20 protein-coding genes are annotated in these 19,184 nt (G+C 43.2%); 3 read left to right on the top strand and 17 right to left on the bottom strand.

The genetic code is table 11. The features are described from left to right. Window positions 1–22 precede the first annotated feature (22 nt). From atpG to mioC, 12 genes are all read right to left on the bottom strand, one after another. Window positions 23–883, bottom strand: coding sequence for a F0F1 ATP synthase subunit gamma (gene atpG, locus L2744_RS11800; RefSeq protein ID WP_248992084.1), 861 nt, complete (start codon window positions 881–883; stop codon window positions 23–25). Between the two features lie 50 nt (window positions 884–933). Next, window positions 934–2,475: a F0F1 ATP synthase subunit alpha gene (gene atpA / locus L2744_RS11795; protein ID WP_248992083.1), complete on the bottom strand. Its 1,542-nt coding sequence runs from the start codon at window positions 2,473–2,475 to the stop codon at window positions 934–936. A gap of 14 nt (window positions 2,476–2,489) precedes the next feature. Next, on the bottom strand, window positions 2,490–3,023 hold the full coding sequence (gene atpH, locus L2744_RS11790) for a F0F1 ATP synthase subunit delta (protein WP_248992082.1): 534 nt from the start codon (window positions 3,021–3,023) through the stop codon (window positions 2,490–2,492). A 15-nt stretch (window positions 3,024–3,038) separates the two neighbouring features. Beyond that, complete coding sequence (gene atpF, locus L2744_RS11785; RefSeq protein ID WP_006083841.1) at window positions 3,039–3,509, bottom strand: F0F1 ATP synthase subunit B; 471 nt, start codon at window positions 3,507–3,509, stop codon at window positions 3,039–3,041. 38 nt (window positions 3,510–3,547) lie between these two features. Beyond that, window positions 3,548–3,799, bottom strand: coding sequence for a F0F1 ATP synthase subunit C (atpE, locus tag L2744_RS11780; RefSeq protein ID WP_006083840.1), 252 nt, complete (start codon window positions 3,797–3,799; stop codon window positions 3,548–3,550). A gap of 63 nt (window positions 3,800–3,862) precedes the next feature. After that, a complete protein-coding gene (atpB, locus tag L2744_RS11775; protein ID WP_248992081.1) occupies window positions 3,863–4,657 on the bottom strand; it encodes a F0F1 ATP synthase subunit A in 795 nt (264 codons plus the stop codon). 12 nt (window positions 4,658–4,669) lie between these two features. Further along, window positions 4,670–5,053: an ATP synthase subunit I gene (locus tag L2744_RS11770; RefSeq protein ID WP_248992080.1), complete on the bottom strand. Its 384-nt coding sequence runs from the start codon at window positions 5,051–5,053 to the stop codon at window positions 4,670–4,672. 225 nt (window positions 5,054–5,278) lie between these two features. Next, window positions 5,279–6,157 carry a ParB/RepB/Spo0J family partition protein gene (locus tag L2744_RS11765; protein WP_248992079.1) on the bottom strand — a complete coding sequence of 293 codons (879 nt, stop codon included), beginning with the start codon at window positions 6,155–6,157 and terminating at the stop codon, window positions 5,279–5,281. A gap of 15 nt (window positions 6,158–6,172) precedes the next feature. Further along, window positions 6,173–6,955, bottom strand: a complete 783-nt coding sequence (locus tag L2744_RS11760; protein ID WP_248992078.1) for a ParA family protein — start codon at window positions 6,953–6,955, stop codon at window positions 6,173–6,175. 74 nt (window positions 6,956–7,029) lie between these two features. Beyond that, window positions 7,030–7,650 carry a 16S rRNA (guanine(527)-N(7))-methyltransferase RsmG gene (gene rsmG / locus L2744_RS11755; protein WP_248992077.1) on the bottom strand — a complete coding sequence of 207 codons (621 nt, stop codon included), beginning with the start codon at window positions 7,648–7,650 and terminating at the stop codon, window positions 7,030–7,032. Window positions 7,651–7,767: 117 nt separating this feature from the next. Next, entirely contained in the window at window positions 7,768–9,657 is a 1,890-nt protein-coding gene (gene mnmG / locus L2744_RS11750; RefSeq protein ID WP_248992076.1) for a tRNA uridine-5-carboxymethylaminomethyl(34) synthesis enzyme MnmG, read from the bottom strand. A 440-nt stretch (window positions 9,658–10,097) separates the two neighbouring features. Further along, window positions 10,098–10,538: an FMN-binding protein MioC gene (gene mioC, locus L2744_RS11745; protein WP_248992075.1), complete on the bottom strand. Its 441-nt coding sequence runs from the start codon at window positions 10,536–10,538 to the stop codon at window positions 10,098–10,100. Window positions 10,539–10,717: 179 nt separating this feature from the next. Between mioC and L2744_RS11740 the strand changes: the two genes are divergently transcribed. Then, window positions 10,718–12,268: a POT family MFS transporter gene (locus L2744_RS11740; protein WP_248992074.1), complete on the top strand. Its 1,551-nt coding sequence runs from the start codon at window positions 10,718–10,720 to the stop codon at window positions 12,266–12,268. Window positions 12,269–12,360: 92 nt separating this feature from the next. Here the strand turns inward: L2744_RS11740 and mnmE are convergent, their stop codons facing one another. The 5 genes from mnmE to rpmH all read right to left on the bottom strand — a co-directional run bounded on the left by mnmE (window position 12,361) and on the right by rpmH (window position 16,174). Continuing rightward, a complete protein-coding gene (mnmE, locus tag L2744_RS11735; protein ID WP_248992073.1) occupies window positions 12,361–13,722 on the bottom strand; it encodes a tRNA uridine-5-carboxymethylaminomethyl(34) synthesis GTPase MnmE in 1,362 nt (453 codons plus the stop codon). A 92-nt stretch (window positions 13,723–13,814) separates the two neighbouring features. After that, window positions 13,815–15,440, bottom strand: a complete 1,626-nt coding sequence (gene yidC / locus L2744_RS11730; protein WP_248992072.1) for a membrane protein insertase YidC — start codon at window positions 15,438–15,440, stop codon at window positions 13,815–13,817. 3 nt (window positions 15,441–15,443) lie between these two features. After that, on the bottom strand, window positions 15,444–15,698 hold the full coding sequence (yidD, locus tag L2744_RS11725) for a membrane protein insertion efficiency factor YidD (RefSeq protein ID WP_011070421.1): 255 nt from the start codon (window positions 15,696–15,698) through the stop codon (window positions 15,444–15,446). Continuing rightward, a complete protein-coding gene (rnpA, locus tag L2744_RS11720; RefSeq protein ID WP_011791314.1) occupies window positions 15,665–16,021 on the bottom strand; it encodes a ribonuclease P protein component in 357 nt (118 codons plus the stop codon). Before rnpA ends, yidD begins: the two co-directional genes overlap by 34 nt. 15 nt (window positions 16,022–16,036) lie before the next feature. Next, the gene (gene rpmH / locus L2744_RS11715) at window positions 16,037–16,174 is read right to left on the bottom strand and encodes a 50S ribosomal protein L34 (protein ID WP_006083827.1); all 138 of its coding nucleotides are present in this window, start codon (window positions 16,172–16,174) and stop codon (window positions 16,037–16,039) included. Window positions 16,175–16,617: 443 nt separating this feature from the next. Between rpmH and dnaA the strand changes: the two genes are divergently transcribed. Next, entirely contained in the window at window positions 16,618–18,003 is a 1,386-nt protein-coding gene (gene dnaA / locus L2744_RS11710; protein ID WP_248992071.1) for a chromosomal replication initiator protein DnaA, read from the top strand. 19 nt (window positions 18,004–18,022) lie between these two features. After that, window positions 18,023–19,123 (top strand): DNA polymerase III subunit beta, encoded by a 1,101-nt coding sequence (gene dnaN, locus L2744_RS11705; protein WP_248992070.1) that lies wholly within the window; start codon window positions 18,023–18,025, stop codon window positions 19,121–19,123. Window positions 19,124–19,184: the final 61 nt, after the last annotated feature.

Here is a 19,184-nt window from a genome sequence, read left to right as displayed (position 1 = left end):
AAACTTGTATTCGTTACCTAACCTAAACCGCAGAGGCACCAGAAACAATTTCCGTCAGTTCCTGCGTAATCGCAGCCTGACGAGCCTTGTTATAGACCAGTTGCAAGTCGTTGATCAGCTCACCAGCGTTGTCGGTTGCCGACTTCATCGCCACCATACGGGCAGCTTGTTCAGAGGCAATGTTTTCAACAACACCTTGGTAAACCTGAGATTCTACATAACGAACCAATAAGGTCTCCAAAAGTGCTTTTGGATCTGGCTCGTAGATATAATCCCAACGACGAGCTGTTTCATCATCTTCTGATTTAGGCAAAGGTAGCAGCTGCTCGATCACAGGAGTCTGCGTCATAGTATTCACAAATTTGTTAAATACCACGTACAGACGATCCAGCTTGCCTTCGTTGTAAGCTTCAAGCATGACACTAACTGTCCCGATCAAGTCAGCGAGCTTTGGAGCATCGCCTAAACCTGAAGCGTGAGCAGATACTTGTCCACCGAAGTTTTTGAAAAACTGCACACTACGTGCGCCGATAGGGCAAAATTCAAATTCTGCACCTTGGGCTTTCCAGCTTTTCACGTCTGCGATAACCTTTTTGAAAAGGTTAACGTTCAGACCACCACAAAGGCCACGGTCGGTTGCTACAACAATGTAACCAACCCGCTTAGCCTCTCTCACCTCCAAATAGGGGTGTTTATACTCGAGAGAACCTTGCGCTACGTGACCGATCACCTTACGCATGCTTTCCGCATATGGACGGCTCGCAGCCATGCGTTCCTGCGCTCTGCGCATTTTGCTGGCTGCCACCATTTCCATGGCGGACGTGATCTTCTGAGTGTTTTTAACACTCGCGATCTTGGTTTTAATATCTTTAGCGCCGGCCATCTCTACTCTCCAATCTGGACCTGAGGTGTCTTAAGACACCTCTATCATTGTTACCAGGTTTGGGTTGCTACGAACTTGTCGAGGCCAGCCTTTAATTCAGCTTCGATATCAGCGCTATAATCGCCAGTTTCGTTGATAAGCTTCATTAAAGGAGCATGCTCGCTGTTCATGAACGAGAGCAGAGCGGCTTCGAAATTACCGACCTTATTTAGCTCAACACTCTTCAGGTAACCTTTTTCAGCTGAGAAAATAGACACAGCTTGAGCGGCTACGCTCATCGGAGCATATTGCTTTTGCTTCATCAGTTCGGTAACACGCACACCATGCTCAAGCTGAGCACGTGTTGCATCGTCAAGATCAGATGCAAATTGCGAGAACGCAGCAAGCTCACGATACTGTGCTAGTGCGGTACGAATACCACCAGACAGTTTCTTGATGATCTTAGTCTGAGCCGCACCACCAACACGAGAAACAGAAATACCTGGGTTAACTGCTGGACGTAAGCCAGAGTTAAACAGATCAGTCTCAAGGAAGATCTGACCATCAGTAATAGAAATTACGTTGGTCGGTACGAATGCAGATACGTCACCCGCTTGTGTTTCAATAATAGGCAGCGCGGTTAAAGAACCCGTTTTACCCGTTACTGCACCTTTAGTGAAATTTTCTACATAAATCGCGTTAACGCGTGATGCACGCTCTAACAAACGTGAATGTAGATAGAATACGTCACCAGGGTAAGCTTCACGGCCTGGTGGACGCTTGAGCAGCAACGAAATTTGACGATAAGCAACTGCTTGCTTAGACAAATCATCGTATACGATCAAAGAATCTTCACCGCGGTCACGGAAGTATTCACCCATAGAACAACCAGAATATGGCGCTAAGTATTGCAGAGCAGCAGCTTCAGAAGCCGTTGCAACTACAACGATAGTGTTAGCTAAAGCACCATGTTCTTCTAGCTTGCGTACCACGTTAGCGATAGTAGAAGCCTTTTGGCCAATCGCAACGTACACACATTTAATGCCAGAGTTTTTCTGGTTGATGATTGCGTCGATCGCCAGTGCTGTTTTACCAGTTTGACGGTCGCCAATGATCAATTCACGTTGACCACGACCGATTGGGATCATGGCATCAACGGCTTTGTAACCCGTTTGTACTGGTTGATCAACTGACTGACGTTCAATAACACCTGGTGCGATAACTTCAATTGGCGAGAAACCATCGTTATCGATAGGTCCTTTACCGTCAATTGGCTCACCTAGAGTGTTAACTACGCGACCTAAAAGGCCACGGCCAACTGGAACTTCCAGAATACGGCCAGTCGTTTTCACTTTCACGCCTTCTGCTAAATCAGCATAAGGACCCATTACTACGGCACCGACAGAATCACGTTCAAGGTTCAACGCGATTGCAAAACGGTTACCAGGCAGTTCGATCATCTCACCTTGCATCACATCGGCTAGGCCGTGGATGCGGATGATGCCGTCACTTACCGCAACGATAGTACCTTCGTTACGAGATTCGCTAACGACTTCGAACTGCTCGATCCGCTGCTTAATCAGATCGCTGATTTCAGTGGAATTCAGTTGCATGCTCAAACTCCCAATTACGACTGCAGCTTATCAGACAGACGCGATAATTTACCGCGTACCGAGCCATCTATGACTAGGTCTCCTGTCTTAATGATTACACCGGCGATGAGCGCGGCGTCAGTGCTACAATTCAGCTTAACTTTGCGTGCGAGACGTTTCTCTAAAGAAATACTAATCTGCTGTTTTTGTTCAGAGCTCAGCTCAGTTGCAGAAACCACATTGGCTTCCACTTCTTTTGCCCACTCATTACGGTATTCAGTAAATAACTGAGATACAGCAGGTAGCACCTTTAAGCGACCGTTTTCAGCCATTACCTTTATCAGGTTCTGACCTTGCACATTGACTTGCTCACCGCACACACTAATAAAGAGTGCTGCGAGCTTAGTGCTGGCTAAAGAGCCAGCTAACAGTGGTTGCATTGTTTCGTTTTCACTCACCAATGCGGCAAACGTGAGCATTTCTGCCCAGGTATCCACTGCATCTTGTTCAATAGCAAAGTCAAAAGCTGCCTTTGCGTAAGGGCGAGCGATGGTGGTTAATTCAGCCATAACTCAACTCCCTTATCAAATTTCAGCGACTAGTTTATTAACTATGTCACTGTGGGCGGCTGGATCAATAGAACGCTCAAGGATCTTCTCAGCACCCATGATGGCAAGAGTAGCAACCTGCTTGCGCAGATCCTCTTTGACGCGATTACGTTCAGCTTCAATTTCTGCTTTACCCTGAGCGATGATTTTAGCACGCTCAGCGTCTGCTTCGGTTTTGGCTTCTTCAACTATTTGAGCTTTACGCTTGTTAGCTTGCTCAATAATTTCATTAGCCGTTACCTTGGCTTCTTTTAGTTGGTCAGTCGCTTTCGCTTGTGCCAACTCCAGGTCTTTTACCGCACGATCAGCATCAGCTAGACCGTCAGCAATCCTTTTTTGGCGCTCTTCGATGGCATTCATCAAAGGGGGCCATACAAACTTCATGCAAAACCACACGAAGATGATAAAGGCGACCGTCTGACCGATTAGGGTAGCGTTGAAATTCACAACAGCCTCCTATTTAGAGTTAAGACAGAAGCGTTTTTTTACAGCATTGCACCCAGTGGGTTGGTAAACAGCATAAATAATGCAATACCAACACCGATCATCGTTACGGCGTCGAGTAGACCCGCTACGATGAACATTTTAACTTGCAGCATAGGAGCCATTTCAGGTTGACGCGCAGCGCCTTCCAAGAATTTGCCACCTAATAAGCCGAAACCGATTGCAGTACCAAGAGCACCCATACCAATCAGCAGAGCAACAGCGATAGCTGTCATGCCTAAAATCGTTTCCATCTGTATCTCCAGTATCTAAATCTAATTAGTTGATGATTTAGTTTAAAATTTCTTCAGCAATCCTTAATGATCTTCATGCGCCATGCTTAAATAAACAATGGTCAACATCATGAAGATAAACGCCTGCAGCGTGATAACCAAAATGTGGAATATTAACCAACCTAACTGCAAAGTCACACCTAGGGTAGATAATAACAAGTTGGTACCATACATCAGCGCAATAAGGATGAAGATCAACTCACCTGCGTACAAGTTACCAAAGAGTCGCAATGCCAATGAAATTGGCTTAGCAATTAAGGTAACAGACTCTAATAGGAGGTTGACGGGTATCATTGCCTTATGGTTAAAGGGCTGTAACGTCAGTTCTTTAACGAATCCAGACACACCTTTGACCTTAATGCTGTAGTAAATAATCAGCACGAACACACCAATAGCTAAGCTAAAGGTAATGTTAACGTCAGTCGTCGGAACCACTTTCATGTATTCAATACCCACTAATTTAGCTGCTTCAGGCAACCAATCAACTGGCAACATATCCATGAAGTTCATCATGAATATCCACACAAAAATAGTCAGAGCTAAAGGTGCAATCACAGGATTACGTCCATGAAAAGTTTCTTTTACGCTGCTATCCACAAATTCAACGATCATCTCGACAAAGCATTGAAGCTTACCGGGAACCCCTGAAGTTGCTTTCTTACCAACGCTACGGAAAATCCACAGGAACAGAACGCCAAGACCAACCGAAAAGAACAACGAATCAATGTGCCATGTCCAAAAGCCTTCACCAACACTTAAGTTGGTAAGGTGATGCTGGATATAGCCCTGCGGTGTTAACGCTTCACCAGTTGCAGCCATGATTCATCCCACTTAACTTTGCTTGAAGTATAAAGGAGCTGTCCAATGCACTATTAACGTCAGTACATAACAAACAAAAAGTGGCATAAATGCGACTTTAAGATTGATAAATACTAGCGAAAACATTGCGATGGTTAACAGCAACTTTACCGCTTCCCCCCAGTAAAAAGTCTTAATAACTTTTGCAGCTGAACTTGCTCCCGTGTGGGAGAAAGCGAGGGTTGCGAATACAAAATTAGGGAGCACAGCGATTGAACCACCTGCTAACGCAGAATAGCCAAACTGAGCTCCCCACACGGCGAAAAAGAGAATTGAAGCACCCCCAGCGACCGCCGCCTGCATCATCACCAATTTATAGGCTGACCACCGGCCACGGCGCGCTAAAACCTTACTCAATTCATCCTCTCCGCATTCATACTTTTTGTTTCGATGACCGGATAACAAATATCCGTATCTTTGTCGATGCACAAAAAGCTTGCGAAAGTATACCTTTTCACGCCTTCATTGCAACTTTGAGATCAGTAAAAACAACACTTTTAACGCGATATAGCATCAAAACAGTCAAAATGTAAAATTAACATCTGTCACAAATTTACATTAAAAACTGTTAATCTATAGACATTAATGAATTTTGCTAAGAATTCCGTCTAATTCAGCCAGATTCTGATAGTTAATTACAATTTTACCAGTTCCCTTACTGCTATGAGCAATAGAAACCTTGGCACCTAATCTTTCAATTAACTGCTGCTCTAAACGACAAACATCTTGATCTTTAGTCGTAGTTTCGGCTGGTTTAGACGGATTTAAGGTTTGGTTAATCAATCGTTCCGTTTCACGGACGGTTAACTCCTTAGCAGCCACTAATCTCGCTAGATTTGTTTGTTCTTCACCCTCGATTGCTAACAAAGCGCGAGCATGACCCATATCAATATCGCCATACTCAAGTAAACGCTTAACTGGCTCATTTAGCCCATTTAATCGTAACAAGTTAGATACACTCACTCTTGATTTTCCCACAACATCAGCAACCTGTTGGTGAGTTAGTTCAAATTCTTGCATTAAACGTTGCAATGCTATGGCTTCTTCCATTGCATTAAGATCTTCACGTTGAATATTTTCAATCAAAGCGATAGCAATTGCTGCTTCATCAGGTACTTGCTTAACAATACAAGGGATTCTATCAATACCGGCGAGTTGTGATGCCCGCCAACGGCGTTCACCCGCAATGATCTCATACTGGGTATCATTTACTTGACGTACAACAATAGGCTGAATAATGCCTTGGTTACGTATGGAATGAGCTAATTCTTCTAATGCCTCAGGGGACATATCCTTACGTGGCTGGTACTTCCCTGGTAGCAATAGATCAAGGTGAAGATAAATAAGCTCTTCTTTTTTATCAACAACAGCCATTTCATCTGTATGTTTTTTACTGGCAGCATGACTGTTACTCAGCAGGGCATCTAACCCTTTGCCTAACCCTCTTTTCTTTAACGTCATGGTTATCCTTTACGCTTACTTAGCCTGAGTTTTCTGTTCTGATCGGCGGATCATCTCGCCCGCGAGCGCAAGATATGCTTTAGCACCCGCGCTGGATTTGTCGTAATACATTGCAGGAGCACCAAAACTTGGCGCCTCGGCCAGCCGCACATTACGGGGGATCACTGTGCGATATACTTTATCGCCAAAATGTTGTTTTAACTGATCGGACACATCATTGGATAATCGATTACGGGGATCGTACATAGTCCGTAAAATCCCTTCTATACCAAGACCCGGATTAACAAAAGCCGCTAACTTGGTTATGGTATCGATAAGTGCAGTTAATCCTTCTAGTGCAAAATATTCACACTGCATTGGCACTAGCACTGAATCTGCGGCTGACATCGCATTGACCGTCAACATATTCAATGAAGGAGGGCAATCGATAAAGATATAATCGTACTGATCTTTTATCGGTGCCAAAGCATTACGTAAACGGATCTCACGGGCAAAAAATTCCATCAATTTGATTTCTGCCGCAGTGACATCGCCATTACTGGCAATAAGATCATATTTACCCACGGTATTTTTTACCACGAGCTCATCAAACGGCTTATCTTCAACCAATAGTTCGTAGGCTGTATTTTCAACCTCGTACTTATCGACACCACTTCCCATAGTGGCATTACCTTGAGGATCGAGATCGATCAATAACACTTTACGTTTAGTGGCTGCTAACGAAGCGGCTAAGTTAACGCAAGTTGTTGTTTTTCCTACGCCACCTTTCTGGTTAGCCACGGCAATTACTTTACCCACAATATCACCCTGTATGTAAATTCTGGTTTATTGCCTACTTAAAAATCCACACAATTGGAGGAGCTTTAAGCCTGTTATTCTTTGATTATCTTTAATAAATGACGCTGCTCATCGAGTTTAGGTACTTTAAGTTCGATGACTTCTTTAACAACAAATCCAGCAGGAATTTGTTGTAACTCTTCATCGTTCAATTGACCCTTTAACGCATAAAACTGCCCATGATCGGCAGGTAAGTGATGACACCAGCTCAACATATCTTGAATCGATGCAAAAGCGCGACTAAGAACACCATCGAATTTTTGCTCAGGTTGATAGGCTTCCACTCGACTTTCAACTGAACTGATATTGCGGATCCCTAGTTCAAAGGCAACTTGTTTTTGAAAACGAATGCGTTTACCTAAACTATCGAGCAACACAAAGGTTTTATTAGGATTCATAATCGCTAAAGGAATACCGGGTAAACCGGGGCCTGTTCCTACATCGATAAAGTGTTCACCCTGCAAATGCTTTGATACCACTAAGCTATCCATGATATGACGGATAAGCATAGCCTCAGGATCTCTGACAGATGTCAGATTGTAGGCTTTATTCCACTTGTTGAGCATTCCAACAAAATCAATTAGTTGTTTTTTCTGTTCCGCAGTAGCGGGCAGATTAATATCGGCTAAATAAGCCTCTAACTGGGCTGATAACACTGAGCAACCTCAACAAATATACGATTATAAACTCGAAGGCTATTATGAAGCCCGATAACGACGAAGGGAAGCCTGAATGCTTCCCTTCTGCGACCAAGCAGTCTATTAAGCTAGCTTTTACGCACTCTTACGTAATAAGCCACGCTTTTTAAGATGCACTAGCAAAATTGAAATTGCCGCTGGGGTAACACCAGAGATCCTTGATGCTTGACCTATAGTTTCAGGCTTATGGTTATTCAATTTAGCGATCACTTCATTTGATAAACCTGGAACCTCTTTGTAATCAAGATGTAATGGTAAGCCAGTGTTTTCATTACGTACGGCTTTGTTGATCTCTTCTTGCTGACGCTGGATATAACCCGAGTATTTAACTTGAATTTGTACTTGCTCAGCGGCTTGTGGATCTTCAAGTCCGGGACCAAAACCTTCGATCTGCATCAACTTGCTGTAATCCATCTCTGGACGACGTAGCAACTCTTCAAATGACGCTTCGCGGGAGATAGGTGTATTTAAATGTGGATTTAACGCATGGATCAAAGGTGAATTTGGATGCACCCATTGAGCTCGTAAGCGTTGTAACTCAAGTTCAATCGATTCTAACTTCTCACTAAATGCCGCCCAGCGAGTGTCGTCCACTAAACCTAATTCACGACCTTTGGTGGTTAAGCGAATATCAGCGTTATCTTCACGGAGTAACAAACGGTATTCCGCACGACTGGTAAACATGCGGTAGGGTTCTTTTGTGCCTAGGGTTGAAAGATCGTCAACCAATACACCCAAGTAGGCTTCATCACGGCGTGGACACCAAGCTTCTTTGCCTTGAACCTGCAGTGAAGCGTTCATCCCTGCGAGCAAACCTTGAGCACCTGCTTCTTCATATCCTGTAGTGCCATTGATTTGCCCGGCGAAAAATAAACCATTGATCGTTTTGGTTTCTAATGAATTTTTAAGATCTCTTGGATCAAAATAATCATATTCGATCGCATAACCTGGACGGACAATTTCCGCATTTTCCATGCCTTTGATTGAGCGAACTAGATTTAACTGCACATCAAAGGGGAGGCTGGTCGAAATTCCGTTAGGGTAGATTTCTGTCGTATTTAGCCCTTCTGGTTCGATAAAGATCTGATGCGAAGATTTATCTGAAAAACGATGGATCTTGTCTTCAATTGAAGGGCAATACCGTGGACCTATGCCTTCAATCACACCTGAATACATAGGACTTCTGTCCAAACCACCACGAATAATGTCATGGGTTTTTTCATTGGTATGGGTGATCCAGCAAGAAATCTGTTTAGGGTGATGGCTTACATCACCCATAAATGACATAACAGGTAATGGAGAATCACCTTTTTGCTCAGCCATTTGTGAAAAATCTATTGTATTAGCGTCAATACGTGGTGGTGTGCCTGTTTTTAAACGACCTACACTAATAGGTAATTCACGTAAACGATTTGCTAATGCAATCGCTGGTGGATCGCCAGCACGACCGCCACTGTAGTTTTCTAAACCTATGTGGATCTTACCGCTTAAAAATGTACCTGTTGTGAGTACGATTGCTGGAGATTCAAAGGCTAAACCCATTTGAGTAACGACACCGACAACACGATCGTTTTCTACGATCAAGTCATCTACAGCTTGTTGAAATATCCGTAAATTAGCTTGATTTTGCAGTATATTTTGGATTTTTTGACGATATAAAGCACGGTCAGCTTGAGCTCGTGTCGCTCTAACGGCAGGGCCTTTGCTTGAGTTTAAGGTACGAAATTGGATCCCCGCATAGTCGGTTGCGATCGCCATTGCACCGCCTAAAGCATCAATTTCTTTTACTAAATGACCTTTACCGATACCACCAATTGCTGGGTTACATGACATTTGTCCTAACGTATCAATATTATGCGTTAGCAATAATGTCTTGGAACCCATTCTTGCTGCTGCCAATGCGGCTTCAGTTCCGGCATGACCACCGCCAACAACAATAACATCAAACCGTTCATGAAAATGCATGACACTACCTTTAATAACTTAAGAGACTAAACACGAGCCGAGTATTTTAGCATTTGCTTTGAGCTAGGTGAATGATCATTTTACCTTTGAAGATCGAATGGATCCGGACTAATAGATCTTAAGATCTTTATATAGATCTTCTTATTATGTTTACTATTAGGATCGCGATTTTCTGTGCATAAACCTAATTATTGATATAAATCATAGTATAACGAGATCGCGATCCTGTGATCTGTCAGCGATCTAACCTCATATAAGTTGGGGATAGATCCGCTACTTATCCACAAGGTGGATCTTTAAGCGGATCGGAGTGTGAATAGTACAGAGGTTGATCAGATCTAAATAATAGCTTATCCACATATTTATACCTGAAAATATTTATTTGTGGATAAATAGGATCTAAGCTGTGGGTTGATCGCTATATTATCAAACTTATGCTCTTAAATTATATCTTGCCATTGGGTTAACCACGCGAGGGCTGGGTCTTCTGGGACTGGATCTTGCTGTACATCGATCTGGATCTTATCCACAATAGCTTTTCCACCGCAGCTTTCTATGGCATGGATCAGCTTTTCTGGGCCTTGGCAGAAGGTGTCATAACTTGAGTCACCAATAGCGCATAAGCCGAATTGTACGTGGCTCAGATCTGGGTTTTTGAGCATTATTTCTGTGCACAATGGTTGGATATTATCGGGTAGATCACCTGCTCCATGGGTAGAACAAACGATAATCCAAAGATGTTGTGTGTCTAATTCGCTCAATTTTGGGGCGAGATAAAGGCTCACTTCATGCCCCAATACTTCCAATTGAGACATCATTTCATCGGCAATATATTCACTACCACCTAATGTTGTGCCTACTAATATTGCTATTTTTGTCATTGTTACAGCTCTCTTGATCATTAAATATCTGTTATTTGATATTGTACTTGTTTAGGATTTTCAGGTTATTTTATAAATTTGGTACAGTTAACATACTGTCTGTTAGTATTCTTGGCTGCATATTCTCGCTTTAACACCATGACCTGAAAGTTTTTATAACAATTATAATAGGATAATCGATGACAACTCCTGTTCATGCGCCCCAGTGGCCACGTCAAATCCCTTACATTATTGCCAGTGAAGCTTGCGAGCGTTTTAGCTTTTACGGTATGCGAAATATTCTAACACCATTCTTGATGACCGCGCTTTTGCTGTCTATCCCAGAAGATCTTCGTGGGGCAGCGGCTAAAGATGTGTTCCATTCATTTGTTATCGGGGTTTATTTTTTCCCATTACTGGGTGGTTGGATTGCGGATCGTTTTTTTGGTAAGTACAACACTATCCTGTGGTTAAGCTTACTTTATTGTGTTGGTCATGCTTTTTTAGCCTTCTTTGAACACAGTATTCAAGGGTTTTATACGGGCTTGTTTTTGATCGCATTAGGTTCGGGTGGTATTAAGCCCTTAGTTTCCTCCTTTATGGGCGATCAGTTTGATCAAACCAATAAATCATTAGCGCAAAAAGCGTTTGATATGTTTTATTTTACGATTAATTTTGGTTCCTTCTTTGCGTCATTATCTATGCCGCTGTTACTGAAAAACTATGGCGCTGCAGTCGCATTTGGGATCCCTGGTATATTAATGTTTATTGCAACCGTGTTTTTTTGGTTAGGTCGCAAACGCTATGTGCATATGCCACCTGAACCCAAAAATCCCCATGGTTTCTTACCTGTTATTCGTACTGCATTACTCACTAAAGTGACAGGCCAAGCAAATGTGGGGCTAGTGTTAGCGTTAATAGGGGGTATTTCTGCTGCTTATGCCTTAGTGAATATTCCAACGCTTGGGATAGTTGCTGGTTTATGTAGTGCGCTTGTACTGCTGATGGGATTTACAGGTGTTGGTGCTTCGTTGCAACTTGAGCGTGCGAGAGGGATACATCCAGATATTGCGGTTGATGGTGTGCGTTCAGTATTGCGTATTTTAGTGCTATTTGCTTTAGTTACGCCGTTTTGGTCTTTGTTCGATCAAAAGGCCTCAACTTGGATTCTGCAGGCCAATGATATGTCTAAACCTGAATGGTTTGAACCTGCGATGATGCAGGCACTTAATCCATTATTAGTCATGTTACTGATCCCATTTAATAATTTTGTGTTATACCCAGCAATTGAGCGCATGGGGATAAAGTTAACTGCACTGCGCAAAATGGGGGCGGGTATTGCTATCACAGGCTTGAGCTGGATAGTGGTGGGTAGTATTCAATTAGTCATGGATGGTGGTTCAGTGCTATCGATTTTTTGGCAAATTTTACCTTATGCCCTGCTGACATTTGGTGAGGTATTAGTTTCTGCAACCGGATTAGAATTTGCCTATAGCCAAGCACCTAAAGCCATGAAGGGGACTATTATGAGTTTTTGGACCTTATCAGTAACTGTAGGTAACTTATGGGTGTTATTGGCAAACGTCAGCGTAAAAAGCCCTGCTGTGACCGAGCAAATAGCACAGACTGGGATCAGTATTACTGCTTTTCAGATGTTTTTCTTCGCAGGGTTTGCCATCTTGGCCGCACTGATATTCGCACTCTATGCAAGATCCTATCAAATGCAGGATCATTATCGGCAGGTAGAATAAAACGATAGTTGATAAATATTATGTCCGGTTTTAAATAAAAAAGTAGCCCATTTTAAATGGGCTACTTCTTATATAAAAGCATGTAAAATTTGTTATTTTCCGATACAGAACGAGCTAAATATTTTGCCTAAAAGGTCATCAGAGGTGAATTTACCCGTAATTTCGGATAATGCTAATTGCGCCATTCTCAGCTCTTCCGCTAACAGTTCTCCGGCGAGATAGATTTCTAACTGTTCTTTACCTAATTGCAAATGATTTGCTGCTAGATCTAGGGCTTCTAAGTGACGGCGGCGGGCGATAAAGCCACCTTCTAAGTTACTTTGGTAGCCCATAAGTGATTTTAAGTGCTGTTTTAACTCTTCAACACCCAAGCCTGTTTTAGCCGAGATCCGGTAGACACTAAAGCCCTGTTCATCGGTCATCGCTAAGTTTTCACCCGTAAGATCGGCTTTATTGCGGATAACGGTTACACCTAAATTTGCAGGTAAGCGATCGATAAAATCCGGCCAAATTTCGTGTGGATCAACGGCATCTGTTGTGGTGCCATCTACCATGAAGAGTACGCGATCAGCGGTATTTATCTCGTTCCAAGCGCGTTCTATCCCAATTTGTTCGACTGTATCTGTAGTATCACGCAGGCCTGCGGTATCGATAATGTGCAGTGGCATACCATCTAAGTGGATATGTTCGCGTAATACATCCCGTGTAGTACCAGCAATTTCGGTAACGATAGCCGACTCTTTACCGGCTAATGCGTTTAATAAACTGGATTTTCCGGCGTTAGGGCGGCCAGCAATAACGACTTTCATCCCTTCGCGGATGATAGAACCTTGTTTCGCACTGGCTTGTACTAGCCCAAGTTTGTCGATGATCTTATAGAGTGCATTGGCAATCTTACCATCACTTAAAAAGTCGACTTCTTCATCGGGGAAATCAATCGCGGCTTCGACATATAAACGTAGGTTAGTGACTTGATCCACCAGCTCGTAAACTTCCTTTGAAAATTCACCTTGTAGTGATTGCAAGGCGCTTTTTGCAGCTTGTTCACTGGTGGCATCAATAAGGTCGGCAATGGCTTCGGCTTGCGTTAAATCTAATTTGTCGTTCATAAAGGCTTGTTCGCTGAACTCACCGGGTTTTGCAATCCGAATACCTTCAACTTCCAATACGCGTTTGATCAGCATATCGAGTACGATTTGCCCACCATGACCTTGAAGTTCCAGCACATCTTCGCCAGTGAAGGAATTTGGGCCTTTAAAAAACAGTGCTATGCCTTGGTCTATTACTTTGCCAGAGGCACTTTTAAAGTCGCAATAATCCGCATAGCGGATTTTAGGTAAATGACCTAAAACAGCCATGGCAACATCTGTTGCCTTGTCACCTGAAATACGAATGATACCAACGCCGCCACGTCCTGGCGCAGTCGCTTGTGCCACAATAGTGTCATTTGTCACGGTAATATCCACCAAACTTTATAAAGGAAAAGGCGGCTAATTAAGCCGCCTTTAGTGTTATTTCACACTTTAATGCATTGCTAAACTAAGGCTTATTTTAAGCCTTTTTTCTCAAGACCTGCATAAATAATCTTCTGCTGGATAATGGCAACTATGTTACCTACTAACCAGTACAGTACTAGACCCGATGGGAACCACAGGAAGAATACGGTAAAGATCACTGGCATCCACTGCATCATTTTCACTTGCATTGGATCCATCGTGGGTGCGATAGGTTGCATTTTCTGCATGATGAACATAGATACACCCATTAGCAACGGCAGAATGTAGTAAGGATCTTGTACCGATAAATCGTGGATCCATAACATAAATGGCGCATGACGTAGTTCGAAGCTTTCTAACAACACCCAGTACAAGGCGATGAAGATTGGCATCTGCAATACGATAGGCAAACAGCCACCCATAGGGTTAACTTTTTCTTTCTTATACAGTTCCATCATGGCTTGACCCATCTTTTGACGGTCATCACCAAAACGTTCTTTCAAGTCAGCAAGTTTAGGTTGCAGATTGCGCATCTTAGCCATTGAGGTGTACTGCGCTTTGGTTAGCGGGAACAGTAAACCACGAACGGTTAGAGTGATTAGGATAATTGCCATCCCCCAGTTACCGACGAATGACTGATAGAACATCAATAGCCAGTGGATTGGCACTGCTAACCACCATAGGAAACCATAATCAACCACAAGGTTTAAGGTTTCTGAAATGGCGGATAATGCCGCTTGATCCTTAGGACCAACATAGAATTGAGAGCTAATTTCTTGAGTGGTACCAGGAGCAATATCATATACCGCACCGCGGAAACCAATATTAGCTAAGCCACCTGCGCTAACACTTGAAAAAATGGTATTACTGTCAGTTGCGGGTGGAACCCAAGCTGAAACAAAGTAATGTTGAAGCATAGCCGCCCAACCACCTAGTGTAGGTTGGTTCAGGTTGCTCTTGCTCATATCTTCGAAGCTGTACTTTTCGTAACGAACATCTTGAGTTGAGAATGCACTACCACGGTAGGTTGGCATCATCATGCTGCTTTCAGATGGTTTAATTGTCTGCTTAATCTGACCATACATCTGAACTTGTAGTGATGCTTCAGAAGTGTTGATTATTTTGTAATCTACATCCACATTGAACTTACCACGATGGAAAACAAACACTTTAGTGTAAGTTACGCCATTATCGGCCACGTAGGTTAATGGCACTTCTAAGGTGTCTTGGCCTTCAGCTAATGTGAATTCAGTTGCAGAAGCCGTGAATGCTGCACGACCTTTTGCACTGCTATCTATACCATCACGGCCAATCAGACCACTTTGGGCGATGTAAGTGTAATCCTTTGTCTGCTCAAGCAATACGAAGGGTTGCTCTTTATTCAGTTCCATTTTGTGTGAAACTAGCGCAGCAAAAACGATGTCACCACCCACAGGGTTAATTTGCACGTCCAACTGGTCAGTTTTTACAGTGATAATATTGTTAGTTGCAGCCACTGCTGCTGGAACACCTGTATCAGCTTCTGGAACATCGGCACTTTGAGTGCTAGCCACATTCGCCACTAAGGACGATTCTGTTGCAACGGGTTTAGGAGCTTTGTCTGCTTGCCACTGTTGCCACAGCAAAAAGCTGACAAACAGTAGTCCTATGAGCAATATATTGCGTTGAGATTCCATAGCCTATTTATTACACCTGTCATTTTTAGGGGGGACGGGATCGCTACCGCCGGGATGTAAAGGGTGACATTTTAATATGCGTTTCAATGCAAACCAACAACCTTTCGCTGTTCCGTGCACTTTTATTGCTTCTATGGCGTAATGAGAGCAAGTGGGATTGAAACGACATCGAGGCCCCAGTATCGGGCTGATGAATATTTGATAGCCACGGATTAACGTGGTCGCTAGCCATTGTAGCGGCGACTGAGTTTGCGCCATAGCTTTTCTATCAATTTGTTGATCTCTGCGTTTTCCATTTCCATCACGCCATTTCTGACAAGCACGACAATATCAAGATGAGGAATATCGTGCTGATTTAAACGAAAACTATCTCTGATGATACGCTTAATGCGATTACGTTGATTAGCACGCTTTACGTAGCGTTTAGCCACAGTAAGGCCCAAACGCGGATGTTGTTCCGAGTTAGGAATAGCGAGCAAGGTAATTTCAGCAGAAGATGCTTTGATGGGATTGGAGAATACAGATTTAAATTGCGCGGGAGTTAGCAAACGTAACTCCCGCGTAAAGGTATAGCTAGTCAACTAGTTATCCACTTATTAAGCAGATAAACGAGCGCGACCTTTCGCACGACGACGTGCAAGCACCTTACGGCCGCCTACAGTAGCCATACGAGCGCGGAAGCCGTGAGAACGCTTGCGCTTCAGGTTGCTAGGTTGAAAAGTACGTTTACTCATGATGGCAATCCGTCTTTGTTATTAGTGAACATTCCTTATCTCTGGTATAGAGGTAAGGGCAAAAAAGAGGCCGAATTGTAATCACTTTACTTGGTCCCGTCAACAACGAAAGTCGGTAAGTGGGTTATTTCTGCCAGCGTATCCTTAGATCCATCCCCACGATACACCATAAGATGTGGATAACTCTGTGTATGGACACTACATATAGTAGTGTAGGGGATCTTCAACGAGATCAAAGGGGCGCCATTATAGATCAATGTGGATCGCTTAATAAAGCAGGATTTGCGTGAAATGTTGAATAAAAGGATCGTTTTTGATCTTAGGTGATCGGGGATATCCACATAGAATGATCTTGCTGGGGATAAATATTTTTTAAGGATAGCGATCCTTGAGATCTCGCTATAGAATACACCTCTTTTTGATGATCTTTTGGGGATAACTAAGTGGCGGTTTCACTTTGGCAACAATGTATCGGACGACTGCAAGATGAGCTTCCTGCTCAGCAGTTCAGTATGTGGATCAGACCGTTACAAGCTGAAATGGATGGTGATACTTTGGTGCTTTATGCGCCCAACCGCTTCGTGCTCGATTGGGTCAGAGAAAAGTACATTAATATCATTAATCAGTTTTTTACTGAGCAAATGGGTAGCGATGCGCCTAAATTACGCTTCGATATTGGTAGTCGTCCATCTGCTAAAAAGTTTGAACCCGCCCCTGTAGCGACTGTGCGTGCACCTAATCCTCAAACTAAAGCGACTGTCGGTACATATTTTAATACCCAAGCTGAGCCTATTGCTAATGCTAATCATCGCAGCAATATCAATCCGACTTACCAGTTTGATAACTTTGTTGAAGGTAAATCAAACCAATTAGGTAAGGCGGCTGCATTACAAGTGGCTGAAAATCCAGGTGGTGCCTATAACCCACTATTTTTATATGGCGGAACAGGTTTGGGTAAGACTCACTTGTTGCATGCTGTAGGTAACGGGATCATCAAAAATAATCCCAATGCTAAAGTGGTTTACATGCATTCCGAGCGTTTTGTCCAAGATATGGTTAAAGCGCTGCAAAACAATGCGATCGAAGAATTCAAACGTTACTACCGTAGCGTCGATGCCTTGTTTATCGATGACATTCAATTTTTTGCCAATAAAGACAGATCTCAAGAAGAATTCTTCCATACCTTCAATGCCTTGCTTGAGGGAAATCACCAAATTATTTTGACTTCAGATCGCTATCCAAAAGAGATAGACGGTGTTGAAGACAGATTGAAATCGCGTTTTGGTTGGGGTTTAACCGTGGCGATTGAGCCACCCGAGTTAGAAACCCGTGTGGCGATTTTGATGCGTAAAGCGCAGGAAAGCGGCATAAACCTGCCAGATGAAGTGGCCTTCTTTATTGCTAAACGTTTACGTTCTAACGTACGTGAGTTAGAAGGGGCGTTAAACCGTGTTATTGCTAACGCCAACTTTACCGGTCGGCCAATTACCATTGATTTTGTTCGCGAAGCCTTACGTGACCTCTTGGCACTTCAAGAAAAATTAGTCACTATAGACAACATTCAGAAAACCGTAGCTGAATATTATAAAATCAAGATGGCTGATATGTTGTCCAAGCGTCGTTCGCGAAGCGTTGCACGCCCAAGACAAGTGGCCATGGCGTTATCTAAAGAATTAACTAACCAGAGCTTGCCGGAAATTGGTGATGCCTTTGGTGGTCGAGATCACACCACAGTGTTGCACGCCTGTCGTAAGATTGCTCAGCTACGGGAAGAGAGTCACGACATTAAAGAAGATTATGCTAACTTGATTAGAACCTTATCTTCTTAAAATCAAGGAATTGGACACTATGAAATTTTCAATTGATAGGGATGCCCTATTAAAGCCGCTTCAATTAGTCTGTGGTGCGGTAGAAAGACGCCATAATTTGCCGATCTTGGCGAACCTCCTTGTAGAAGTTAGTGGTCATTCACTCAAGTTGACTGGTACAGATTTAGAAGTCGAACTGGTGGGTCAGGCAACGGTTCATGGTGATATCGAAGAAGGCCGCACTACGGTTCCGGCTAAGAAGTTATTGGATATTGTTAAATCGTTACCCGAGCAAAGTGAACTTAAAGTAGAACAACAAGATAATAAGTGGTTGCTGCGTTCTGGCCGTAGCCGTTTTTCACTAGCGACCTTGCCCGCCGAAGAATATCCTAATGTTGAAGCCTTCCAAGCGGAAATTGAATTTAGCCTAAAGCAGGGCGTACTTAAGTCGATAATCGACTCGACGCAGTTTTCTATGGCTAACCAAGATGTGCGTTATTACCTCAATGGGTTACTCTTTGAAACCGAAGGTAATATGCTGCGTGCGATTGCAACCGACGGCCATCGTTTAGCCTTGAGTCACCGTGTTATCGATGCTCAATTACCTGAAAAACAAGTCATTGTTCCACGTAAGGGTGTTATGGAAATGGCGCGTTTATTGGAGTCTGACGATTTAGATATTGCGATTGCGATCGGTGATAATGCGATTCGTGCAACCACCGCTAACACCGTCTTTACCAGTAAATTAGTCGATGGACGCTTCCCCGATTACCGCCGTGTATTGCCAAAGGGCGGTGATAAAATCGTGATTGCTAGCCGTAATCATTTGAAACAGGCGCTGACTCGGGCGTCTATTTTATCCAATGAAAAATTCCGTGGCGTGCGTATTCAGCTCGAGAATGGTCTGCTAAAGATCACCGCTAACAATCCTGAACAGGAAGAAGCGGAAGAGATAATCGATGTCGATTATAACAATCAACCACTTGAAATTGGTTTTAACGTCAGTTATTTGCTGGACGTACTTAACAACCTTAAGTCTGATGATGTGCGTATCACGCTCATTGATGGTAACTCCAGCGCCCTAATCGAAAACCATTTGGAAGAAGATTCCATGTATGTGGTTATGCCGATGCGTTTATAGTTCACGCCACATACTTGTCCATGTTCACCCGTTCATCTTTATTATCTACGCCGCTTTTTAG

It is taken from the genome of Shewanella profunda, assembly GCF_023283765.1.
GTDB lineage: Bacteria > Pseudomonadota > Gammaproteobacteria > Enterobacterales > Shewanellaceae > Shewanella > Shewanella profunda.
The sequence above is the reverse complement of the archived record's forward strand: the minus strand, read 5'-3'. Positions and strand labels throughout refer to the sequence as shown.